Source organism: Cognatilysobacter tabacisoli (assembly GCF_003586305.1).
Lineage (GTDB): Bacteria > Pseudomonadota > Gammaproteobacteria > Xanthomonadales > Xanthomonadaceae > Cognatilysobacter_A > Cognatilysobacter_A tabacisoli.
This window is the reverse complement of the sequence record NZ_KZ987400.1, coordinates 403,922-427,901: the sequence shown is the minus strand read 5'-3', so window position 1 is coordinate 427,901 and position 23,980 is coordinate 403,922. Positions and strand designations below refer to the sequence as shown.

The 23,980-nt window shown below is 63.4% G+C and carries 18 protein-coding genes; 12 read left to right on the top strand and 6 right to left on the bottom strand.

Going from position 1 to position 23,980, the window contains the following annotated elements; translation table 11 throughout:
- Positions 1-16 precede the first annotated feature (16 nt).
- The 3 genes from D3A60_RS14790 to D3A60_RS01820 all read left to right on the top strand — a co-directional run bounded on the left by D3A60_RS14790 (position 17) and on the right by D3A60_RS01820 (position 1,079).
- Entirely contained in the window at positions 17-250 is a 234-nt protein-coding gene (locus D3A60_RS14790; RefSeq protein ID WP_407062746.1) for a helix-turn-helix transcriptional regulator, read from the top strand.
- Positions 247-555: a hypothetical protein gene (locus D3A60_RS01825; RefSeq protein ID WP_119717000.1), complete on the top strand. Its 309-nt coding sequence runs from the start codon at positions 247-249 to the stop codon at positions 553-555. The genes D3A60_RS14790 and D3A60_RS01825 overlap by 4 nt, the downstream gene beginning before the upstream one ends.
- Positions 556-626: 71 nt before the next feature.
- Entirely contained in the window at positions 627-1,079 is a 453-nt protein-coding gene (locus tag D3A60_RS01820) for a phBC6A51 family helix-turn-helix protein (RefSeq protein ID WP_196778611.1), read from the top strand.
- A 721-nt stretch (positions 1,080-1,800) separates the two neighbouring features.
- Here the strand turns inward: D3A60_RS01820 and D3A60_RS01810 are convergent.
- Positions 1,801-2,316 (bottom strand): hypothetical protein, encoded by a 516-nt coding sequence (locus D3A60_RS01810; protein ID WP_157981373.1) that lies wholly within the window; start codon positions 2,314-2,316, stop codon positions 1,801-1,803.
- A gap of 154 nt (positions 2,317-2,470) precedes the next feature.
- Between D3A60_RS01810 and D3A60_RS14615 the strand changes: the two genes are divergently transcribed.
- The 4 genes from D3A60_RS14615 (at position 2,471) to D3A60_RS01790 (ending at position 5,680) form a co-directional block, all read left to right on the top strand.
- The gene (locus D3A60_RS14615; protein WP_196778610.1) at positions 2,471-2,923 is read left to right on the top strand and encodes a hypothetical protein; all 453 of its coding nucleotides are present in this window, start codon (positions 2,471-2,473) and stop codon (positions 2,921-2,923) included.
- Between the two features lie 208 nt (positions 2,924-3,131).
- Complete coding sequence (locus D3A60_RS01800; protein WP_331250538.1) at positions 3,132-3,905, top strand: protein NO VEIN domain-containing protein; 774 nt, start codon at positions 3,132-3,134, stop codon at positions 3,903-3,905.
- A gap of 6 nt (positions 3,906-3,911) precedes the next feature.
- Complete coding sequence (locus D3A60_RS01795) at positions 3,912-4,268, top strand: nucleotide pyrophosphohydrolase (RefSeq protein ID WP_119716994.1); 357 nt, start codon at positions 3,912-3,914, stop codon at positions 4,266-4,268.
- Between the two features lie 8 nt (positions 4,269-4,276).
- Positions 4,277-5,680, top strand: a complete 1,404-nt coding sequence (locus D3A60_RS01790) for an HNH endonuclease signature motif containing protein (RefSeq protein ID WP_119716993.1) — start codon at positions 4,277-4,279, stop codon at positions 5,678-5,680.
- Positions 5,681-5,784: 104 nt separating this feature from the next.
- Here D3A60_RS01790 and D3A60_RS01785 read toward each other — a convergent pair whose 3' ends face one another.
- Positions 5,785-6,462 (bottom strand): recombinase family protein, encoded by a 678-nt coding sequence (locus tag D3A60_RS01785; RefSeq protein WP_119716992.1) that lies wholly within the window; start codon positions 6,460-6,462, stop codon positions 5,785-5,787.
- Between the two features lie 228 nt (positions 6,463-6,690).
- Between D3A60_RS01785 and D3A60_RS14435 the strand changes: the two genes are divergently transcribed.
- The 3 genes from D3A60_RS14435 to D3A60_RS01770 all read left to right on the top strand — a co-directional run bounded on the left by D3A60_RS14435 (position 6,691) and on the right by D3A60_RS01770 (position 13,714).
- The gene (locus tag D3A60_RS14435) at positions 6,691-8,355 is read left to right on the top strand and encodes a hypothetical protein (protein ID WP_157981372.1); all 1,665 of its coding nucleotides are present in this window, start codon (positions 6,691-6,693) and stop codon (positions 8,353-8,355) included.
- 189 nt (positions 8,356-8,544) lie between these two features.
- A complete protein-coding gene (locus D3A60_RS01775) occupies positions 8,545-12,192 on the top strand; it encodes an SIR2 family protein (RefSeq protein WP_119716990.1) in 3,648 nt (1,215 codons plus the stop codon).
- Between the two features lie 61 nt (positions 12,193-12,253).
- A complete protein-coding gene (locus D3A60_RS01770) occupies positions 12,254-13,714 on the top strand; it encodes an FRG domain-containing protein (protein ID WP_157981371.1) in 1,461 nt (486 codons plus the stop codon).
- Between the two features lie 300 nt (positions 13,715-14,014).
- Here D3A60_RS01770 and D3A60_RS01765 read toward each other — a convergent pair whose 3' ends face one another.
- Positions 14,015-15,115 carry a DUF4236 domain-containing protein gene (locus D3A60_RS01765; RefSeq protein ID WP_119716988.1) on the bottom strand — a complete coding sequence of 367 codons (1,101 nt, stop codon included), beginning with the start codon at positions 15,113-15,115 and terminating at the stop codon, positions 14,015-14,017.
- 73 nt (positions 15,116-15,188) lie between these two features.
- On the bottom strand, positions 15,189-19,511 hold the full coding sequence (locus D3A60_RS01760; protein ID WP_119716987.1) for an AAA domain-containing protein: 4,323 nt from the start codon (positions 19,509-19,511) through the stop codon (positions 15,189-15,191).
- 290 nt (positions 19,512-19,801) lie between these two features.
- Here D3A60_RS01760 and D3A60_RS14430 point away from each other — a divergent pair, with 290 nt between their 5' ends.
- The gene (locus D3A60_RS14430) at positions 19,802-19,957 is read left to right on the top strand and encodes a hypothetical protein (protein WP_157981370.1); all 156 of its coding nucleotides are present in this window, start codon (positions 19,802-19,804) and stop codon (positions 19,955-19,957) included.
- 96 nt (positions 19,958-20,053) lie between these two features.
- Here D3A60_RS14430 and D3A60_RS01755 read toward each other — a convergent pair whose 3' ends face one another.
- Positions 20,054-20,956, bottom strand: a complete 903-nt coding sequence (locus D3A60_RS01755) for an energy transducer TonB (RefSeq protein ID WP_119716986.1) — start codon at positions 20,954-20,956, stop codon at positions 20,054-20,056.
- A gap of 173 nt (positions 20,957-21,129) precedes the next feature.
- A complete protein-coding gene (locus tag D3A60_RS01750) occupies positions 21,130-21,993 on the bottom strand; it encodes an energy transducer TonB (protein ID WP_119716985.1) in 864 nt (287 codons plus the stop codon).
- 113 nt (positions 21,994-22,106) lie between these two features.
- On the opposite strand from D3A60_RS01750, the gene D3A60_RS01745 reads away from it, so the two are divergent.
- Positions 22,107-23,924, top strand: a complete 1,818-nt coding sequence (locus D3A60_RS01745) for a monovalent cation:proton antiporter-2 (CPA2) family protein (RefSeq protein ID WP_119716984.1) — start codon at positions 22,107-22,109, stop codon at positions 23,922-23,924.
- Positions 23,925-23,980 lie beyond the last annotated feature (56 nt).

Below are 23,980 nucleotides of genomic sequence, written 5' to 3'. Positions count from 1 at the left end.
GGTCTCCCGCGCTCTTTTGCGCACAGTCGAGACCAAGAAAATGAAAAGCGCAATCGAGACGTACGGCCTTAGATCCAAACATGCTGCGGCCTATCTGGGGGTCAGCTGCTCGACACTCCGTCGTTGGCGACAGAACGGGCTCGGACCCGTTTACCAGAAGTATGGGGCACGTACATTTCGCTACCAGTTCGCTGACCTTGATGCGTTCCGGATGGCCTATTCGGTAAGCAAACGACAGGCCACCCCATGAGCCGCGTCAGGACCCTCGACCAACTCAGCTTTGAGCTTCAGGAGCTCGCTCGCCAGAAGGAGGCGGATGCGGCCGCCGAGTTTGAGCATGAGCGAAGCCAGCACGCACGCCTCCACGAGGGGCTCCGCGCCCTTACCGAGCCGGCGACTCCGGCTGCGGCCATCCATTCGGAGTCGCAGGACTTTCGAATGGACTCCACGCTGGGCGTTCGAACCCGGCAAGGCCCTGCGGGCGGGCCGGTGAGAGCGGAGGACGAAATTCGCCTTTACGGCGGATTCGCCTGCCGCAGCGATCTCGCGCGCTGACCCATCCAGGCGCGGCAGGCTGCCCTGCCGCGCACCACTGGAGATTGCAATTAATTGCACTCGGAGACGACATGCCGAACACCATCAGCCCGGGCCCTACGCGACGTGCGAGCCCCGCCAGACTTAAGCCCATACAACTCAAGGCCCTCGAAATGATCGTCGCAGGCAAGGATCTAAGCGACGTTGCCCAGGAGCTCGGCGTAACGAGGCAAACGGTCAGCGAGTGGAAGAATCGGAACACCCTCTTTCGAGCGAAGCTCGACGAGTTGATCCGCGAGATGGAAGATGATCTGCGCTCGACAGCACCGATGCGACACCAATTCGTGGTGAGCCAACTCGTCAAGCTAACTGCGGAGGGTCCACACGAATCTCGACTCAAGGCGATTCAGTGCTTCCTCGACAGGGTCGACCTGCGAGATGTGCGGGCGGAAGCTGCGGCGCCGCTCACTTCCACGGAAGTCATGATCCTGCGATTGGCAGAAAGTCGCGCCTTCGCTGCCGAAACTGGGGAGAGCAGCCAATGAGCTTCCTGCACCCTGTGATTGGAAACCTACCCCTGCTCCATCTCCCTCAGAGAGCAATTGCGAGGCTTGACAGCCAGGCGTACTGGGAATTCTGTAACGAGCTTCGGCACAACTGCCTTCGGAATGCGTGGTTGATTGCACAACGTTCAGGACAGAGTGTCCGACTGGTCTTAGACGTGGAGGTGGGACGGGCTTACGCAGCGGTCGCAGACGCACGGAACCACCGCTTCAGCCACGTGGTCGCGCGAATCGAGATGGATCATGCCCGGCGAGAGAACGAGGTACACACATGTTTCGGCTTTTTCCTTGACGAAGAGATTGGGCATGTCGTGCAACACGGAAGGGCCGGGCCCATACTGCGAAGCGCCCTCCCGCGAGACATGCATCGATTAGGCGCCTTTGCGTACGGCCCCATCCTTCATCAACTGCTCACTGCCTGCAGAGCACACGTGCAGCAGATCGCCCTTGCCAGTGAGACGGTGGAATGGGTCGAAAACGTCACCGGCAGGCCGTCGTGTCAACTGGGACTTTCGGACTACGCAACTTGCTTCTTTAGCCTGCGTCCGCTTCTGGACGAGGTAATGGCGGCTCACCCGGCGTCGTTAGCTACGGCAGACGAGCATCGAAGCGTTTCGCCAGAGCAGCAGAAGCCGATGCCGGACCAGGAAGCCGAGGCGAGAAGCCTAGCCACGCCACCAACGCCGTCGCAGTCGGCGGGTGGCTAGAGCGAATTGAGAGAGCCTTGTGCGACGTCCCTCTTGACTCGGTCGATAACGTCCGCAGGAAGGTCGAAGAGGTCCAAGATCGCCTCAGGAGACATCGGTCGCTGCCGATACGCGTCGACCAGAAGTCCAGAGCTCAATGTCTTGCCGGGGACCCCGTTGGCGCAGTACTCGTTGGCGAGCGCGACGAGCGCCTCGATTCGACCCCGCGTCAACCCAGAGCGTTCGAAGGCGGGAAGCCAGTGTTGAACGGCTTTATCAGCGCGCTGGCCCGTGAGGTACTGCATCGCGGTGAGCAAGCTCCATTGACTGCCGATCTCCGCGCTGAGCTCGCGGCCCAGGCGCTTCCAGGCCTCTTGCATGTCCTGTTCATGACCCTGGAATGTCATCTGTGCCATGGCCAGCACTGCACGCAACGAAGCGGCGGTCTTGACGAAATCGTCCGGAGTGATCGGCGGCCCAACGCGATTGGACTCATAGATGGAGGGCCTGCGACGGCCCTTGTGAATGCTCATCCCTCTTCCCTCTTCCCTCTTCGGATAGAACCTTGGGGCTGCAGGACAGCCGCACGTAGGCGGCATGGCAGCAACCCCAGGCCACAAGTACGCTGAGCAGGTACCTTCGTGTGGCTCTGTGCTCTCAAGGACCTACCGCTGATAGGCTAAACGCATGACCCCATCTCTGCGTGCGCCCAAGTTTGCAATCTTGAAATCGTGTACAGAGTGCCACCGCTGCCAGGCGCGCATTACCGTTTCCGCGCTCATGGTTCCGTCGTATGAAGAGTGCGAGGAAGGCGAATGGAGCGAGGTCGGGGATAGCGCCCTCCTGATGTATGTCGAAGCGATGGACGAGGTTGCCCGGTCTGCGTGGCTGAGCAGCGCGCCTGGGATACGAGCAGTGGAGTCGGATACCGCGGGCTTCGTTTACTTCGGCAACGTATGCGAGTGCGGTGAGCTCCAGGGCGACTGGTTTCTCGGCAAACCTGGCGGGCCGTTCTTCCCCCAGAATTCGACGGACCTGGAAGCCATCGCCGTGGAATGGATCGAGGCTCCGCTTTCGGCGCGAGCGTCTGCCTCTAGGAGCTCTTGGACGGACGACCTAATCGCGCGGTCGGCGGCTTGACCATGGTCCTCATGGTCGGCGACAGTCTGGCCAAGTCGGGGGAACGCTGATGCAAGGCGAGCGCATCGCTCTAGATCAGATGGTCGTTGGGGGAACGTATTCGCGAGAGGGCATCGCCCTGGTAGGGGGTGTCACCGCCCCCGTAGGGCCTCGAGATCCACATTGGGCGAGCGGCATCGTCCGCTTCGACAATGCTCTCCTTCTCCTAGTGACCCTCGTCAAGCCCCAGACCTATCGCGATTACTTCGATGGCCCTCTGTTTTGGTGGCAAAGTCAGACGAGGCAATCGCAGAAGTCGCCGGTCATCCGGCGGCTGGCATCGGGAGAGCTGCCAGCTCACTTGTTTGTGCGCGTGCGTGAAAAGGTTCGAGGCAAGACACAACCCTTCGTCTATTGCGGGCAACTGTCCGCTCCAGAGTTGGAAGGGGAGCTTCCCGTCACGGCCTTGTTCGAGGTAGTCAACTACGTCCCGAGTGCGACCGGCGCACTGGGGGAGGTCTACGCCTGGCATCCCGATAGCCCGCCTGCCGCAGCTGAGGACGAGCGCCGCGAGGCCATCGTGCGACGCCGAGGTGGCGGTGGGCAGGGGCGCCAGAGTGATACGGAGCTGCGTCGCGCGCTGGAGCTCTACGCCATGCAGCACGCCACCGCGCACTACCTCGAAGCCGGATATGAAGTTGAGGACACGTCCGCTAATCGGCCCTACGACCTCGAATGCCGTCGCGAGGGCGTCTATCGGCGGGTGGAGGTCAAAGCCACGCAATCAGCGGGCGAGTCGGTCCTGCTCACCATTGGAGAGGTGAATGCTGCACGTGACCCTGGCTCGACTACCGACCTCTACATCTTGTATGGGATCTCGGTGGCGCGTGAATTGGGGCGGCCTGTGCTGTCGCGCGGCACCGTGAAGCTGATTGAGGATTGGCTGCCTAATGACTGCGACTTATCGCCCACTGCATTCGCCTACCGAACCCCGCGAGAGTGACCAGGCATGAGCCAGCCTGATGCCCTGACAGACCTTCGAGATCGTCTACGTCTGTTCGCTGCAGACCGTGATTGGGATCAGTTCCACACGCCGAAGAACCTCGCGGCCGCGATGACAGTGGAGGCGGCGGAGCTCCTCGAACACTTTCAGTGGCTCACCGCGGAAGAGAGTGCTTCGCTCGACGAGTCGGTGCGTGCGGACGTCGCTGAAGAGATGGCCGATGTTTTGCTCTATCTCGTCCGACTCGCCGACAAGCTAAATGTGAATTTGCATGACGCGGCCCTGGGCAAGTTGGCGCAGAACGCAGCCAAGTACCCGGTCGATAAGGCACGTGGCCATGCCCGCAAGTACGACCAACTTTGAGGCTGTCGATGACCCCTGCGGAGAATGAGCGTCTGACTCAGTTCCTGCGCGACGCGGCCAATAGGGCAAAGCGCGAAATTGGGTACCCACCGAACCACTTTCTGAGCGCGCTGAACAGCAAGGGCGGATACGCCACCGTGCTCGATCTTCTCGCGGCCAATAGGCCGCCCTCTGATGGTTTCGTGAAGCTGTGGGAGAACAAGCGCCTCGATCTTTCCGTGGAGGCGCTCATCCTCGAGAGCGACTGGTACCGGCACTTCCCCGAAGACGTACTCCGTGTTGCTGAGAAGCGTCTCCAGGACGCTAGATACGTGCCCAAGCTCGCTTCGCAGGCTGACACTGCTCCCGAGCCGCCCCCGCCTTCTGACGCAGCCACGATCGCCACGGCACCCCGGCTCGTCTCGAAGTACCGACCCGTCGAGCAGGTGTGGAGGATCACCGGCCCCGTCGAGAACTTCATCACCGCGGTCCAGAGAGGGCACTGGGCGTTGAACGACAACAACGTGGGTTCTTGGGAGGCGATCAAGGAAGGCGACATCGTGGTGTTCCACTCAGTTCGCAGTTCCCTTTATTTCGCTAACCCGCCGTCGGCCATCCTTGGGTTTGCGCGTGTTGGCGCCCGGAAGTTCCGAAAGACAGAGCACTGGTGGGTCGAGGAGATCCAGAAGGGCAGCAATCTTTGGCCCAACGCCTTCGCTATTGAAGATGTTTGCCTCGCGCCAGTCGATTTGGCCAAGCTCGATCTGAGAACGCCGCTCGAGACGAAGACGGAGGAGCGCAGGAGGGCGGAGGTACGTGCGCTAGTTGAGAGCGCCTACCCGTTGAGCGACATCGAGAAGGAGGCGCGCGAGATCGAACCAGACGTGCCGAGCTTCCCCGTCAATGGGTCCATATCCCGAGTTCGGGAGGTGTATCGACGGACCATCATTTCAGATCTCACGTGGGTGCAGGTCGATGCACAGCAGGCCAGCGCCGAGCTCGAGGTCGAGCTGCTGACTGACGGTGAGCGCGAAGAGATTGCTGCCCAGGATCGTGAAGAGCTACTTGCCGCAGCCCAAAAGTATCAAGACCCGCCGGGACCATCACACAAGCAGCGGCAGGCTCGCGTGCGAATAGAAAACGCCAGGCAGAAGTATCGAGTGGCGTGCCTCGAGGGTTTCACATGCCAAGTGTGTGGCTACTGCCAGGGCTACGTAGGCAAATCCGGGGTCCAGCGCTGGATCATCCAAGTCGACCACATCATCCAGAAGGCTGACGCGGGTGGCGAGGCAATCGGGAATTTGTGGGTGCTCTGTCCAAGGTGTCATGCCGAGAAGACGTGCGGCGTGCTCACGATCGACCCGAAAACCTACGCAGTGACTCGCCTCGGCTCTCCCGTTTCTATTCAGAACTCCCACTTGCCCATCGACTAGCGACGAGCGACGGGCAACTAGCAACGAGTAACTTGCAGCGAGCGATGTTCCAACAGGCGTGCCGCCTGCCGTACTCGCGCCCGTGACAGTGCCACGGCGAGCAACTAGCGGGAGAGCATCGATCGAACGGCCGATGCATGGAATGGGTTGCCACGGCCGTTGGTCCAGCCTTGCCGCGCCAGTTCGGCGGCGATCTCTCGGTAGCTCAGTCGGGCACCCGCCCTCTTTCGCCGCAACCTGCGGGCCAATGCGACTGCCTCGGGGCGCAGCTCCTGGTGCGACTTCCGGCCCTCGCATTTCCCGCTAGTGGCGCGCTTGCGCTCCCGCGCCCCTCTCAGTTTCGCTACGACGGTAGCCTTCTCAAACTGCGAGATGGCCCCCATGACCTGACGCACGAGCTGAGCGGTGGGACTGTCGTCCAAAAAGCTGCCTGGGGAGTCAGCGGCCACAAGTTCAATACCGCGCTCCTGCAGGAGGCGGTAGCCAGTTTCCTGCACGATCAGGTCACGCGCAAAACGGCTGGCCGTCTCAACGAGGATCACCCGCACTTCTGGATGTTCCGCTAGGTGGGACAGCAGCATGCGGAACCCCGGCCGGGCGTCTATCGAGTCTGCCCCGGAGACAGCCGCATCGTAGTAGGCGGGCTCTTCAATTGAGTACCCCGCTCGACGGGCGAACCCCTGGATAGCAATCCACTGGCGGGTCTGGGAGTCCTTCCCCTCACCTACGTTGGCTGCAGAGCTGGTGCGAAGGTAGGCAACCGCTGGAATGGCCTTGGGCACCTGCGCCCCTCCCTGAGGCTTGAGAGCAACCCACGCGCCCTCTCGTGGCCCTCACTGTACCGCTTTCTGAAGAATTAGGTACGTCTCGGCTCGGCCCGCAGGGGACGTTGTCCGTACTTTGTCGCGCGGCTACCCTCGGCTGGCAATAAGTACCTGGTCTAGAAGGATGGACCGGAGCGAGCGTCAATGGGCTGCTCAGAACGGCCAAGGGTGGCTCAGGGAAATGAGATGACAGAGGCAACACGCGAACCTAAAGTCGAATCCGAATCCGCAAGCGCGTCGGCTACGCAGGAACCGACGGAAGCGGGGCCGGCCACCCCAACATTCAGGAAGCGGCCCTGGCACAAGCGTCTGCATTGGCTTGCCCACTGGCTTCTTCCAAATCACGTCCCACCTCCTTACGAGTGGGACGCTAGCTACCAACGCGAGCAGGATGCCCAAGACAATGCGTCTTCACGCATTCCCCTAGAACTGGAGCTGCGGGCAAATTGCATCTGGGGCGCAGAGCTCTACGGTCCTGCTGAAATTGAAGGCCTGTACGCGGGACTCCGCAAGCTCGGCTGGTGTAGTGGCACGAGAACTCGTGAACGCGACAGCGCGCTCTTTTGGGTTACACAACATCGTGCCTACGGCTGGCGCGGTTGGTTCAACGTCGGTCCGGTGGTGCGGCGAGATCAACGCGAAAGCTACCTCGGCGTAAGGAATGTCGCTTCGCTCCCAGACGGCGTAAGAGCGTTGATGGTGACGATTCATCAGTTGACGCCGTCGCTCACCGCCGTGCTCATTGGCTTTCGGCTGGAAGATTCGCTCGCGCGGCTCTACGAAGCTGAGCTCAATCGTGATCGCGCGACATATCGAGAGCGTCAGCCGCGCGCCAGGGGCGTAGCGCTAATAGGACCGACGCACCAAAAGACAGCATCTGTCGAACAGGTGCGAACAATGCTGCGACATATGGTTGGCCAGTGGTTCGCCGGACAGCTCCCGGGCTATTTCTCAGGACTGACGCGGCCGGATCGGTTCCCAACAATGGAGCTACTGACCCTTGCAAGCGGATCGATCCTGACGGAGCCGTCTGGCTCGCCACGTCCCAGCATTCATAGCTGGCGCCAGCTCCTTGCGCACGTCTCCAACCGTTACGTGTGGACCTACACTGACCAGCCGGCATTGCAATTAACGATGGACCGATTTGGCGGGGAATACCAGGGCTTGCACATCGTTGCGGCGATGGACTTGGCTGCGTACCCGGAGTCGGCGCTCGCAGCGTTCGGCGGCCACAAAGCCGGAACCTATGCCTATGTTGGGAACGATCTGTTGGGCGGCGCTCTCGTGCGCCTTGCCACAGTCGAATACCTCAAGGAGCACGCACGTTACTTGGGCCTGTCCAGGGAAACACTAAAGCGTGCGCGCTCGGTGCGCGGCCACGTCAAAAGAACGCTAGGAGAGATCGGACGCTTCTTCGACCGCACCCTCGGCTCGCCGCCCGTGATGCGCGAACTGGCGAAGGATTCGGAGAACGTCCACGCCTACCGTCATGTCTGCGAGTCGTTCGTGACGCCCGCTTGGCGTGGGGAGAATCCACTCGAGCTCGCCGATGAAATCCGGCGGCGCGTTCACTTCCTTGCTTCTCGGCTAGATGAGGAAGAGAGCGCCGTACGCTCTCATTTCGAACAGCTATCTGCGATTCTGAGTGTCCAGGAAAGCATCAAAGCACAGCGCCGGATGGAGTGGCTGACGGTCACTGCCGTGACGGTCGCTATCGCCTCACTTTGGGTTGCCCTACCTAGCAAAGTCAAAGACTTGATCTGGAGCAGCATTTCAACGACGGAGCTCCACACCTCGAAGGCGGATGAAACCTTTAAGAGCCCTGGCATGCAAGGGCTCAGACTTCACTGACTGCCGCGGAGCGGCGGAGCATTTGCAAACAATTGCAAATTGGCATCGATGGAAACACTGTGAGCCAGGTTGCGGTTTCCGAAGCGGTTATGGCCGCCATCCCACTCTTGGTGAGCGACAGACAGGTTGAGGTGAAGCGAGCGCCAATGCACTCTGCTGTCGACTTACGAACGAGACCTGAGCCAAAGCATGCGTTTTGTAGATGACGGACCAGATGTCCCTCGCGAACTCATCGTGAGGCAAGAGAGAGGCGAAACCGTCTTTGTATGCGGCGCCGGCGTCTCGCGCACAATCGGCCTACCGCTGTTTGGTGAACTGGTCGAGGCCGTCTATCAGCATCTTGGGGAAGATTGGGAGCATCACCCGGCCGAAAAGGAGGCGATGGATACACGCCAGTACGACCGCGTTCTGCGGTGCCTCGAGCGACGGCTGGCCGCATCGGGGTCGCCGCGGAATCGCAGCATGCGTGAACGCGTTCGCAGCGCGGTCAGCACCGCCCTGGCCCAAGCCGAAGAGTTGGATCTGGCAAATCATGCCGCTCTACTTGCGCTTTCGCGCGATGCTGAGGGACAAGTACGTCTTCTGACCACCAACTTCGACACCCTCTTTGAGCGGGCATGGCACCAAACCCATCGCACGCGGATCGCGAGTCATGCAGGCGTAGCCCTCCCCCAACCGAGAAGTGCAAACGCTACAGGGATACTTCATCTACATGGCCGGCAGGCCGATGAGCAGCTCGACTTGGTGCAAACCGATGTTGTATTGACCAGTGCGGAGTTCGGTGATGCTTATCTCCGGACTGGATGGGCATCGCGCTATGTCTATGATTTGGCCCGCGCGGAGACACTCGTCCTTGTCGGCTACCAGGCCGACGATCCGCCTATGCGTTACCTACTGGAAGCGCTGGAAGCAGACCGAGAGCGCTTTCCAGATCTAAACAGGGTCTACGCCTTTGGGGAATGCGAAATCGGCGACGAGCCGCGTGCGCGCGCACGGTGGTTAGCCAAGGGCGTCGAGCCGATTCTCTATTACGTCAGAGGCCACGACCACGGCGCGCTCTATTCGTCGCTTCGCGAGTGGCGACGATATGCCGATGACCCCACCGCATGGCGCCGCGAGCGCCTTCGTGGCCTGTTCGGCGACCATGCCGGGGGGCCGCCCTCTGATGCTGAGGCGCAAATCTGCTTGCCTTGGCTAGATCGCGGCGATGCCGCGCAGCTCCTCGCCGATCTCTCGCCCCCGTCAGCTTGGCTGCCAATACTTATTCAGCGTGGCGTCTTCCAGCCTGACGCGCTTCCAGCCGAATGGATAGCTAGCCGTCTTGATGACCCGGACATGATCCGGGCGTGTGCCGCGCTTCCACAGCTTGACCTAGCCACTGGTTGGTCCATCGAACGCGCACTTGATCGGCAGCGCGAGACACTCTCGCCGGTACGCGAACGCGCTTGGCGCCTGTTACTGGTCGTGAAGCGCGCTCGGCCGGGGCTCCACGCGCTCAAAGGTCGATGGCTCGATGGATTGCAGGCAGTTCAACGTGGCAACTTCGACTTTGAGACGCGCGACCAGGTGGTCGGCAGCCTGAGGCCCCAGTTGACCATCGAAAGACCCTTTCGCTGGCCAGACGACACAACTGCAGATGAAGAATCATTGCACCGCCTGCTTCGTCTGGAGTTCCAGCCGTTCGACCATTCCGAACCGGGAGAACTCCTTGCGGCATGGCCGGACAAGGTCGGTACGAACGCTGCGCTGTTGCGTGCCTTGGACCGTGCGCTTGTGGACGTGCTCGAGCGTGCGTCGGACCTGGGGCTACTCGAGGGATGGGATGTCCCTAGCCGCGATGTGCCGTCCGTGGCCGAGCATCCGCAGAACCGGAACCGCCGAGGGTTCTATCCGATCACCCGAATGCTGGCGGATCTGTGGACGCGCATCGCCCGGGACGATCCCAATCAGGCCCGAGCCCTTACGAAAAGCTGGCAAGCCTCCCCGTACCTTCTCGTACGCCGCCTGGCGCTGTTTGCCCAGGCCTCCGACCTGTTTGCATCGAGTGAGGTGGCGCAAACGCTACGGGCGCTGGACGACCACACTCTCTGGGTGAGCGGTGCGCAGGTCGAGATCATGCGCCTAGTGACCGGTCACTGGGCGCGATTTAGTGGAGAGGATAGACAGTCCCTCGAGCAGCGTCTGCAAAGGGGAGTGCCGCGGTCGCTGTTCGATGAGGAGGCTCTCGCCGACGCGGATACGTGGCAAACGATCTCGGATGCGTCGATTCACAGGCGCCTATCCCGAATCGTCTCGATCGGCGGTGAGTTGGCGCCTGAGAGTCATGGCTTGCTTGCGGACATTCAGGCCAGGCATCCGGCGTGGGCGCCCGGCGCAGATGACCGGGATGATTTCCCGTCTTGGCACGAAGTACGGCACGGCCCGGACGGGCATCCCGAATTGCTAGCAGGGATTCCTGATTACCAACTGGTGCAGGAGGCGTTCCGTATCCAGGTTGAACGTCGGTTCGAAGAAGGCGATCTGTGGCGCGTGTTCAGCGCTGCCGATCCGGAACGAGCACTGCGCGGTTTGGTTGTCGAAGGTGATGCGGGACGCTGGCCTGTTGAAGCTTGGCGGTATTTGCTATGGGCTGCGGCCGAGCATGAAGGGACTGCCCTTCAGCACGCGGTGTCGGAGCAGATACTGCGGATGCGAGAGGACGCACTCACCTGCCTTTTGGATTCAGCTGCGTCCTGGATCGAGCGCCGACGGGTTCAGCTGTGGGAAACAGAGAACGGGCATTCCCCCTTCTTTCAAGTGTGGGATCGGCTTGCCGCCATCGCCTACGCGCAGCGCGAACCCGCTAAAGCACACGGTGGGTTTGCAGACGATTTGCTATCAGAAGCTCTAAACCGCCCCGGCGGCCACTTGGCTTCTGCGCTGCTTTCAGCGATGGATGCCACGAAGCCTACAGGAGGTGACCTGCCACCGGATTTCGCGCCTCGGTTCAACTTGATCGTGGGCGCCGAGCAGCGGGCGGGCTTGCTGGGGCGAGTTCAATTGATGCGCGATCTGGCCTACCTCGATGCAATCGCGCCCGCGTGGACAGCGGAGCGGTTGGTTCCCCTTCTAGATTGGGCGCATCCAGAAGCGCGCTCGATGTGGAAAGCCTATGGCTCAGGTCACATCGGCTCGTCACGCTTGTTCATGGCACTGAAGCCTCACCTGCTAGCTGGATTTGGTGACAAGGGGCTATCAGACGACGAGCTCGAGGGGCTATTCGGAAAGCTGCTGCAGATCGCGTTCTGGCATCTCCAGGACCAAGGTGCGGATTATGAACTGACGTTCGGCGAAATGAAGCGTGCGCTGACAATGGCAACTACTGCGGTTAGAGGAAACGTTGCCTGGCAGCTCTGGCGCGAGATGGCCGCGGATGACCGAGAAAACAATGACCGACCGAAGCGCTGGCGAACGATCATCGGTCCGATCTTCACCGGAATTTGGCCGTTGGATGCTGCGGCTCGTGATCCAGACGTATCGCAGAAGCTCTCGTTGATGGCGCTCGAATGCGGCGATGCGTTCCCAGAAGCAGTTGAAGCAATCCTTGACGTGCTCGTGCCGTATCGCCTCTATCAGCTCGCGCACGCCTTTCGGCTGGAGACTCGACACGATGCGCTGGTCGCACAGCATCCCTTGGCGTTCATCCGGCTCGTCAGCGCTCTAATCGATCCGGCACTACATCCGGTTCCACCCGACTTACCTGAATTGCTCCAGGCTTGCGTAGCAGCTTATCCAGAGGTTGCACAGGACCCCGCTTACTTGCGCCTGTTCGGGTTGCGTCGGCAATTGGGCGCGTAGTGGCCGGAGATGAACGAGTGCCTCATTTCCTCATTTCTAGGGCAACCGATATATGCGTGTAATGCGAGTTGAGAATGTGGAGGCTGCCATCGAGCTCGCCGCCGATCTAAAGGCGCGAGGCGAGTACGACTGGTTCCGCGGACAGGTGCAATGCTGGCCTCCCGCGTCGACGCTCGAGCGTAGGTTGAGGGAGGGGTCCATCACCCAGGATTCGTATATAGCCGATTTGGGGGCGTTCATCGACTGGGCCGCGACCGTGCCCGAGCTCGCTTATGTCACTCAGGTCGGAGGGGAGGATGCGGCGTGCGCCATCCTCCAGCACCATGGCACGCCGACCCAGTACATCGATTTCACGACGGAGCCGAGCATCGCGGGCTTCTTCTCTGCCGACGCGCTTGATGCCCCACAGCCCGGCACGGAATCGGTGATCTACTGCCTGCAGACCCAAGACCTCCTTAGGTTCTACGAGGACTGGAAGGAGATCCAGCCCGAACTCCAGCTGGAGGCGGTTTCTATCGACGTGTCGAACCTCTGGCGGCTGCAGGCACAGCATGGCTGCTTCATCTACGCGAACCACCCCTGGTACACGATTTACGATCTGGACCGCATCGTCTTTCCGTGGACCGGATATCCGGCATATCCGCAGCGGGACCAGATCTATCCGGCGCACAAGAGTCCGCTAGAGCGTCGACTCGACGAGTATCTTTCCGTGCGGCGCCGACGCGAGGGGTTGATGCACGCGCGCGAGCTACTACGTGATAGCCCGGTTGCATGGATTACCGTTACGGAAGAAGCCGAAGACACCACCCCTGTCGCTGGGCAGCAGCCTGCGAAATGGCCGCAGGAACTGCTCGCGCGGTGGACCCAGCACGCGATCGAGCGATTCGACACCACTGTCGGACCGCAGATTTCGCTCCACTTGCGTGCAGGCCCTAATACGCCAACAGTAGGCAAGCAGGTGTCTGTAGCGATCGCCTCTATGCTTCGCAAGGAATCCGGGCTACGGGGCCGCGCCATCGACTGGCGCTTTTCGGGGTCGCCGCACGCTGCCCTGATGGCGACGCTGTCAGAAGCAAGCCGGACGCTCTGGAACGGACTGCGCTGCTTGCCCGTGAGCGACGAGGACCTTGCGTACGCACTCGGGACGCTGGCCGAGCTGTACTACGCGAAAGTCGACGGCGCCGCACGATGGGACGAACAAGCGGCCGGGTTGGTCTTTAAGGCGCCGCTGTACGTCGAGTTCGCCAACGGCGCGTCCGTTGTATCGCGGGGTTACTGTGACAGCGTCGCAATGCGGGAGGCGGTCAGCTCGCATTGGGAGCAAGCGCTCGCACAAGGATCCGACGCGGGTGACGTCACAATGACCCGCTTACTGTTATTGAACAACAAGCCCAACCAAGTGTTCGAGTTCGAAGCGTTCGCTCGCGTGTTCGCCCGCCAGATCGTGCCTTCGCAGGTGGCGTTGGGCCGAGATCCTGTGCTCTTCAACCCGGCTGAGCTGTCCGTCTTCGGCCTCCCCTGAGGATCCGGGATCCGAGCGGTTGCGTCCCGTCCAGGCAACGCGGTCGGCGGACTGCGGCGGCCTGCTACTTGGGGAGGGCCAATTTGCAATTGATTGCAAGTTCAGGGGGTGGTAACTCCTGCGTAGACCACAGAATCGCAAACACGACCGAATGCCCGATGATTGCAGCGCTAGTGCGCTGGACCGACGTGAGGCCACTGGTGAAGCCACCTTACAAAGCAGCGTGGACACGCTGCTTCACGGGAAGTTGGTGAAACCGCAGGATCTCTTCGGACGCCAAGGCGGACTCCGATCTGAGGCCTAGGAATTTCGAGGCTCGACGGGCATGACCCGGGCGAGTGCGGCAACCGCACTGACGAAGTCAGCGGCGACGCCATTCCGTGACAATTGCACTACCTCATTGAGTCCGGACGTGCTGGACAGCGCGACTTCGTCGTACAGGCAGATGGGCAACTCGGTGTTGTTGCTAAAGCGTCGATCGGGCCCGCCCGACTTGTTGACGTAGCGCCATGTCCGATCGACCACGGTCGCATCGTGAGGCGGTGTACCGTCCTCAATGAAGCGCGCGGATTGGACTGCCAGTCGGAGTTCGCGATAGCCGACTGCCCCCACGCTGCTTGCGTCGTACACCAAGACTCTGTCTGGGAAGAAATGTAGCGTCTGGCGACCAACCGCCACGGCGACGGTCTCAATATTTGTCTTGACGTACGGGGGCGATGCGCGTGCCACGGTTGTCGCCTTGCGACGGACGAGGCTACTTGCGCCTGCGTGGTACTTGGGATCGTGGACGGCGCCTTGTGCTTCGATGTGCCAAACGGCCGCGACCTTCGCCATCTTCTCGGCTGACGCATGGAGCTGAGCATAGGCGCGCTCCATCTCGGAGTCGAAGTGATAGAACAGGACCACCGTTTTCGCCAGCGCATCCCGCATGGAGGCGGCATACGTCAGCGCGAGGCCGAGGCCCAGGGCCGCACCGGTAACGCCTATCGGCCAGGAGCCCAACAATCCCAGGACCGTCAGCGCACCGGTTCCGATAGCGGTGGTCGGCCATAGACGAGCCTTTTGCTGCTTGGCATTCATCTCCTCCAGCAACTCGCGCGAGGAGGAATCCACAATGGTGGACGCATCCGCCGACTCGATATCCTCGAGCGCCGCATGAGTGCCGGCGGGAATGGGCGGATCCATCGAGCCGGGCACAGCCGGGCGCGGCTGACGTACCCGAGGCGTGGCGGGCAGCGTCGCTCGGTAGTACAAGCCACCGCGCCCCATGTGGACGTAGTTGCCGCGAGGGCTAGTTCCGATGCGGAGTCCTTTAATGCCCGCCGACACGCCGACGCCATGTTGGGAAAGATTGAAGCGGAACGGACCGACGCTGATGCTCTTGCGAAGATAGAACCCCATGCTGCGCCCCCTAATTTAAAGCCGTGCTAGTTGGGCCATGCCAATCACCTGAATGAGCTCACGATTTGCTTTGTCAGCGCCAGCGGCCGGGGCGGCGACCTCTACGCGTCAGCGTCGGCTCCGGCTGGCTAGTGGCCTTGCACGGCATGCAGATGCGACCGTGACCACCAGCGCCACCTTTAAGGGCCGGATCGAAGAACTGTGCCTGCTCCAGGATCTCGCCGCAGCGCGTGCAGGGCTTGAGGTCCTTGCTCGCCAAGCCCGCCGCCTGCGCTTGCAGCTCGAGCACTGCGGCGGACACTGGCGCGCCACCGGCCATCTCGACCAGACGGAAAAGGCGGTCAGACATGGTCGCGACCGGATCGGTGCCGAGGTTGAACCGGTTGATGCGGAGGAACCGATAACCATAGCTCTCCAGCGTCAGCTGACGCTCCACGTCGGCTTCGACCAGGTAGCGCTCGTGATTGCCGACGTGAACCGCCTTGCCCCTTTGGAAGTGGTGCTGGAAGCCGTCGTACTCGATAACGATCTGGACCGGCCCCTTGTCACCCTGATAGGTCAGCAGAAAGTCCAAGCGCCAGGCCGGATGCTGATAGGTGGGGTCCAGCTGCCGCAGGTACTCCCCCACCGGGAACTGCGGAATTACCTCGATGCGCTCTTCGTTGGATTGGTAGAAAGGGGTGCTGTAAAGCCACTCGAGGACGCGCGCTTCCATTGGGCTCGACTGGTCGGTCTGCTCGGCGCTGGCCTGCTTGCGGGCCAGCACGTTGGCATAGTAGGCCAGGGCTTGGCTGATCGTGCCTCGGTATTGGTCCAGTGGCATTGAATGCACGAACCAGACCATCTCCTGCGCACGGCTGAAGCCAACATTGAGGCGCTGAACCTTGAGCTTTTCCTCCACCGCCTCCTGGGCGTTGTCGATCGCGACGGGGAAGATGTAGTTCAGCGCGTCGTTGCCGGGCGTGGCCACCATTGAGTAGAAGATGATGTTGCGTTCTTCGCCCTGACAGGAGTCGAACGTCATGACCTTGAGGCGCAGCCGATTTTCGAACTCGCAGCCCTTGGCGTGCCCATGCAGCAGTTTAGTGAGATAGACCTGCTGATCCCGAAACGGGGTAATGATGCCAACTGTGGGCGGGTCTTCGTCTTCGAGCAGTTCCAGCAGGCGCTCGAGGATGAACTGACCTTCGGCCTCGTTTGTGACGCGGGTAACCTTGTGTCGGCCGACCTCAACCTGGTTGAAGCGGATCACATCATCGAGCGGAACCGAACGGATTTTGATCGCCTGAAGTTGGCCGTTGTAAAAGGTCCGCGACGAGTAGCCGATGAGCTCGGCATACGAGCGGAAGTGCTTGCGCAACATGACTGTGTACGACGCTGCGGCCGTGCAGAATTCCAGAATCGAGCGCTTGACGTCGAACATCGCCAGCCGTTGCAGCACATCGGCCTGCTGGGTGACGTGGTTGCGGAAATAGTGGACTAGGTCAGACCGGTATTTCTCGTTCAGCTCGATGCTGGCGTTCGATGACTTGACGTTCGAGAACTGCTTTTCGTCGCCCAGCACCACGATCTTCTTGGCGCGCAGCAACGCCGGCAGCGCCTGGGCCACCGAGACCTGCGAGGCTTCGTCGATAACCACCACGTCGAAGAGGTCCGGTGCGAGCGGCATGAACTCGCCGAATTCCCGGATGCTGGCGATGATCACCGGAAAGCTCTCGCGCACCTGACCGAACTTTTCCTCGGGGAACTTCTGGCGGTGTGTGATGACACCGGCCAACGCCTTGGCATCGGACCGATAATTGTCCATGAAATGAATGAGGCGCCCGTCGACGTGCGCGTTCATCACAGAAGTGTTCAGGCGCTCGAGCTGCGTCTTCGTGCCGACATAGTCGATCTCCGGCGCTTCGACGAAGGCCTGCCGGGTCCGCAGCCAGCTAGCCAGGAACCGCACAGACATTGGCCACAGGCGCGCGTCATCCTTGGGTTGCTCGAGCAGCGCGTCCAAGATGGTCGGATTGATCCGACGGAGCAAAGCGATTGTCTTAGCGGCGCCGGCGGCGGCCTCCGGGATCGTTGTACGCCGCGACAGGAGCCGGTAACACTCGGGGAACACGGCCTGGAGCCCGACTTCCTCCAGCTTGATCCTCAACTTGTTGGCGTCCGGCACGATGCGACCCAGCGTCTCGGCATGGGTCTTCAGCAGCAGCGGCTGCGTCGCCGGCAGCTGGTTGAGCTGGCGCTCGAGCTCGCGAACCCGGCCACCCCTGAATAGGTAGCCGAAGACGGGCATCTTCAGTTGCGCGTAGGCCATGAGGGTGGCGCCGAGCGACCGCACCTGCGCTGCATCCAACCGCTCGAACAGTGCCCAATGCGCCGTGTCGGTGGTCAGCGCGAAGTCCTGCAGCATTTCGTCCCGGCGGACCCGGTCCCACAGCGATGCCGGGGTGAAATCGCCTTCCTCAAATACGCCGACGAAGTAGTCCTGTAGTCCGTCAAGCTGCGGGGCGATCTGATCCAGCTCAGGCAAGTATTTGGCGTCCGTCACGGCCACCAGTGGGGCCAGCACAGCCGGCGCCAGCGCAGCGATCGCGACTTCGTCCTGGTGCATGGCCTGGACACCAGCGAGCGACACCGACCCCAAGGTCTCCACCGTCTTGGCGATCTGAGCCTTCAGACTCGCCGTTGTTTCCTGCCGCTCGTCCTCCAGCTTCTGCTGGTTCGCCTTCATGGCCTTGGCGTAGGAGCTGATCTGGGTGACCGCTTGGCTGGATGTCAGGCGCTTAAAGTTGGTAGCTTCGCGGCCTAAACGTAAGAGCGGGTTCGGGAAGTCGCGGTCATGCCGCACCCGCGACATGGCCTCCGATAGCTTTTCGTAGACCACGTCCAGCGCCTCGGTCTTATCCGACAGGATGAGGCAGGAGCGCTTGTTGAACGCGCAGTCCGCCGCGATTGCGGTGATCGTGTGGCTCTTGCCGGTGCCCGGCGGGCCCGACACGACCACGATCATGCCCTCGGGATTGCGCACAGCCAGCAGCACCTTGCGCTGCTCCTCATTGAGGGGAATGGGCGAGTCGAACACCATCCGGTCGACCAGGGGAAGCGCGTCCCAATCGCGCTCAACTTGGGCTGCGATGGACTTGGGGTTCTCCATCAGCACACCGCCGACGATGCCCTTGAACAGGTCCACCACTGCGGAGCCTCCCCGGAGGGCCTGGTCGATGATTTCCTCGTAGTCGTTGATCAGTGCTTCGTCCGAGCTCTCGAACGCGGCCAGATAGAGGGCACTGGACAGCGACACGCTGGCAGTCGCGGCGTCCGGCGCCGTCGAGGACAGGTCGATCTGCCCTCCCAAGTCGACCGCGTTGGCCACCCGGCGGAACAGGGTGCGCGCCACTTCAAAAACCGACTGCTCCGGGGTCAGGTAGGTAATGCGCTCCGTGATTGGACTAACCCACTCGCGCTGCAGACCGGCCGACAGCTCCTGCAGGACGAAATCGATCGCCCGGCGGTTAGCAAACAGGTGATTCACTAGGCGCAGGGTGTAGACACTGCCGTCCGTCGAGCGATCGACCTGCACTGGCAAGTAAAACAGCGGAAAAGTGACGCCGCGGAACTTGAGCGAGCCGACGTAGAGATACAGCTGTAGGTCGTCCGCGGTGGTGACGTAGGTCTCTAGATCGCGGAACTCGAGAAAGGCATCGGCAGCGACGAAATTCTCAAAGAAGCCGAGCAGGGCCTCGCGCGTCCCATCCGCGGTAAGGAAATGCTCGCTGGCCTGGGCCAGCGGAGTCACGTCCTCAGTGGCGAGCAGCTTCGCCAACACTTCGGGCAGGACCCGGTCCAAATCGCCGCCAACGCGGGCGATCAGGTCGATCTCAGCCGCATATAAGGAGTCCATGATCCAGTACGCCTGCTGGCGCAGCGGGCCGTCGAGGTGGGCGATCAACGGCCGGATGATCTGGGTGCCGATCTCGGCGGCCAACTCGGCCTGAGTCGACTCGACCCACGCCTCAGGGTTGTTCACCGCTTTGGGGTACGTAGCCCGCGCCTTCTCGACGAGATGGTGGCGGACAGTTGTAATTGCGGTATCGGGGATGGCCCGGACCTGCTCCTCGATCACCTTGCGCAGGACCGCGCTGATCGGGCGCATGTACTTGCGTGGCGTCACTTGCAGCGTCAACTCCTCGCCGCTGGGGCGGCCGAGCAGCGCCCACAGGTCGCGGTCCAGACTCGGATAGGGTGAGGCGCGCATGCCGGCCCGAAACCCAGACTCGGTGGTCAGGACAAGGCGCCGCCGCGGCGCCTGCGACTTCTTGAAGTCCGATTGCAGAAAATCCGCGAAGTAGCGAGAAATCCGCCCGGCCACTTCGCCCAACGTCAAGCCATCCATCCCCATGCCGTTTTACTCCTTCCCCTGACCTGGATCATATCGGCGCGGCGCCAGCTGCGGCGGCTCCTAATGGTCTCTCGACGAGTGACAGCGGCGAGGATTTGCAATTGATTGCAATTTCACAACACCCAACGCTGGGGGCGGCGGGAACCAACCGTGCAATTGATTGCAAGAGCCGACACAAGCCGACGAAAGCGGACGCGGGACCGGCGGGAGCCGGTGACATTCCCCCGTCCCGAAGCCCATGGGAACGGGTTGACTGGGGAGGTGACGAGCGCGATTCTTGACCCCCGACCTTGACCCCCACCCGGATCATGGCGGGCTATAGACCCTTAAAAAACAAGGGCTTTTTGCTGCACGGCATGGACGAGATCGGCGCGATGGAGTTCCTGCTCGACAAGATGAAGACCACCAAGTCGAACGACGAGTTCTTCAGCTCGATGAAGCGCTGAGTCCGGTCGACCGCTGCAACGCAAACGCCCCGCACTGCGGGGCGTTTGTTTTTGCGGCGCGGCAGGCCGGCGGGACCGGCCGACGCGAATTCCCGGTCAGCCCTGCGGCTGCAGCGGGGTCAGCAGCTTCAGCCCGGTGCCGACGGCATACGTCTCGCCGGCAACCAGCGCATCGTTGCCGGCGGGCTCCCCGAGCAGCCACGGTGCGATCGTGCGCGGGCCGGGGACGTAGACCTCCCAGCCGCCCCGCCCCAACACATCGGTTGCACCGGGTGGGAAGTAGCTCACCGGCACGCGCACCGAGGCGAACGCGCCTTCCCTGAGTTCTTCCGCGTCCGGCGGCGCGAGCCTCCACTCGCGGGCCGCGGCCACGCTGGCCTGCTCGAACTGCCGCCTCCATCTGGCCATCACCGGTTCGCTGGCCACGAAGCGCAGGTTCGTCTGTTCGGCGACGGCGTCCTGGACGGCGCCATCCGGTGCGACTTTCAAGACCAGGTACACCGTCGCGCCGGCGCCGGCGCGCAACGCCGCCTGCGGATAGCGCGGCGGTGCCATGTCGCGCTTCCAGCGCGCGCGTTCGGCCTCGTCCAACTCGTTCCAGGGACGATCGGCGCCCACGCTCCGGCGGCCGAAGCTCGCGCTGTCGATCCGCACCGCGACCTGGTCCTCGCCCTGCTTGGTGGCCACCAGCCGCAGGCTCATGCGCGCCCGACCGATCTGCGAGCCCGGGTCCAGCGTCACCGGCTCGAAACGCCATCCGGCAGCGGCAGTGGCGATCATGTCGCGCAGCGCCGGCGTCAGCGCAGCCGTCTCATCGAGGGCGTGGTGCACGACGGTGCCGTCGGCACGCAGGTCGATCGTGCCGGTCACCAGCAGACTCGCTTCTGCCTGCTTGCGCACTGTAGCCGCGCTTTGGGCGGCTGCCGGCGCGATCGCGACGAGGCTCGCCCCCACCGTCACGGCGATCGCCACGGCACAGATCCATGCGCGGGTCGCCATCCCACCGATCCTGGCTTCGCGGCCGTCCCGCCGAGGATGTCGCAATCGCACTGCCGCGCACGCTCCGCAGGCGAGGGAAACGTCCAGTGCCATAGAAATTCTCCAGAGATCGTCAGGTCGAGCAGCGGGTGTTCGCCGCGAGCGGATCGGGGAAAAGGGCCGGCAGCTGCCGCTCAGCCGCCGCCGAGCGGGGTCAGCAGGCGCAAACCACCGCCGACCGGATACACGCCGCCGGCGACCAGCGCGTCGCCGCCGTGGTCGGGTTCGGTGGCCCACGGGATCGCCTGCCGCGGGCCGGGGACGTACGCCTGCCAGCGACCGGGTTCGTCGCGCTTCGCGGTGTCGCCGGCGAGCTCGAAGTCGACCGGCACGCGCACGGACCAGAAGGCGTCGTCGGCGTCCTCGCCCCGTGTCGGCGGCCGGAACGTCCACTCCTGTGCCCGGGCCAGCGCGGCCCGAGCCAGGCGGTCGCGCCAGCGCTGCATGCCGCTCTCGCTGTCGATGTAGCGCAGGTTGACCTGCTCGGCGATCGCGTCCTCGACGCGGCCGTCGCGACCGATCTTCAGCGCCGTGTACACCGTGCCGGACACGCCCGCGCGCGCGGCGTCCTGCGGGTAGCGCGGCGGCGCCATCGCCGCGGCGGACACGCGCTCAGCCGGATCGCCGTCGCGCGGCGTGCCGAAGTTCGCGCCGGCCAGCCGCACCAGGTAGTTGCCGTCGTCGAGCCTGCGCGCGACCACGCGCACGCTCATCTTCGCCCGTCCGACCTGGCCGGGCCGGTCGAGGACGATCGGCTCGAATCGCCAGCTGCCGGCGTGGCGGTCGACCATCGCGGCGACGCCTTTCGGCAGCCGGTCGCGGTGGTCGATCGCATGCCCGGCCACGGTGCCGTCCTGTCGCAGGTCGATCGTGCCGGTCACCAGTACGCTCGACTCGACCTGCTTGCGGACCGCCGCCGGGCCCTGCGCCGCTGCCGGCGCCGTTGCGACGAGGCCCACCGCCAGCGCCGCGGCGCACGTCCATGCACGGATCCCCATGACACCCTCCCTGTGTTCCCCGTTGTGCCGCCGAGCATAGCGCAGCGACCGGTCGCGGCACGGCCGCGAGCCGCCGTCGGCGGCGGCGCATAATCGGCGCCTCGGAGGTGTCCATGCACGGCAGCGGTCTCGATCTCGCCCTGGTGTTCCTGTTGGCCGCGGTGATCGCCGTGCCGGTGTTCCGGCGCTTCGGCCTCGGCGCGGTGCTGGGCTACCTGGCCGCCGGCGTGGTGCTCGGGCCGTTCGGCCTGCGCGTGGTCGGCGACGCGGAGCCGGTGCTGGCGGCGTCCGAAATCGGCGTGGTGATGATGCTGTTCGTGATCGGGCTGGAGCTGTCGCCGTCGCGCCTCAAGGTCATGCGCAAGCCGGTGTTCGGCGCCGGCGGCGCGCAGGTCGCCGTCACCGGGCTGGTGCTCGGCGGCGCGGCGATGGCGGCGGGCCTGGGCTGGAAGAGCGCGGTCGTGGTCGGCCTCGGCCTGGCGCTGTCGTCGACCGCGGTCGGCCTGCAGCTGCTCGCCGAGCGCAAGGCGCTGACCGCCGACCACGGGCGGCTCGGCTTCGCGATCCTGCTGTTCCAGGACCTCGCGGCGATCCCGCTGCTGGCGGCGATCCCGCTGCTCGGCCGCGCCGCGGCGCCGGAGGGCGAGCTGGGCGTGCTGGCGGTGGCCAAGGCGGTCGGCGCGATCGTCGCGCTGGTGCTCGGCGGGCGGCTGCTGCTGCGCCACCTGTTCCGCATCGTGGCGCGCTCGCAGATGCCCGAGGTGTTCACCGGCGCCGCGCTGCTGACCGTGCTCGGCGCCGCGTGGCTGATGCAGGTCGCCGGGCTGTCGGCCGGCCTCGGCGCGTTCCTGGCCGGCGTGCTGCTGGCCGATTCGGAGTTCCGCCACGAGCTCGAAGCGCAGATCGAGCCGTTCAAGGGCCTGCTGCTCGGCCTGTTCTTCATGGCGGTCGGCATGAGCATCGACCTGCAGCGCGTCGCCGCCGAGCCGCTGCTCATCGCCGCGCTCGTGGTCGGCCTGCTGTCGATCAAGTTCGCGCTGCTGTGGGCGGTCGGCCGCATGCCCGGCGGTCTCGACCGCCACGAAGCGCTGCGGCTGGGCGCGGTGCTCGCGCTCGGCGGCGAATTCGCGTTCGTGGTGTTCGGCGAAGCGCTGAAGGCCGGACTGATCGACCCGGCGCTGCGCGACCGGCTGGTCGCGGTCGTCGGCGTGTCGATGGCGCTGACGCCGCTGCTGGTTATCGCGATCGACCGCATCACCAAGGGCGCACCGGCTGCGGCGCCGAAGCGGGCGTTCGACTCGGTGCCCGACGGCCACCCGCAGGTGCTGATCGCTGGCTTCGGCCGCTTCGGCCAGGTGGTCGCGCGCCTGCTCGCGGCGCACCGCACGCCGTTCATCGCGATCGAGCACGATGTCGAGCAGGTCGACTTCGTGCGCCGGTTCGGCAACGTCATCTACTACGGCGACCCGGCCAAGCCCGAACTGCTGCGATCGGCCGGCGCGCAGCACGTCAAGGTGTTCGTGATCGCGATCGACGGTATCGAGGACAGCCTGCACACCGTGCGCACGATCCGCCGGCTGTACCCGGACGCGGTCGTCTACGCGCGCGCCCGCGACCGCCGCCACGCGTGGCAGCTGATGGACCTGGGCGCGAAGGCGATCCGCGAGATGCTGCACTCCAGCCTGCGCATGGGCGAAGACGTGTTGCGCGAGCTTGGCGTCGCGCCGGACGTGGCCCGCGACCATGCCGAACGGTTCGCCGAGCACGACGACCGGCTGCTGGCGGCGCAGTACCTGGTGCAGGACGACGAGGCGGCGCTGATGCAGGCCACGCGCGACGCGCGCCTGGAGCTGGAGCAGCTGTTCAGCGCCGACGCCGGCGAAGGCGTGCTCGGCGGCATCACCGGCAGCGCGGACGAACGCAGGAGCTGACGGCACCGCCGTTCGCGTTCACGCGCGGGGCGATTGCACGTTCGGGCGTGGCCGCA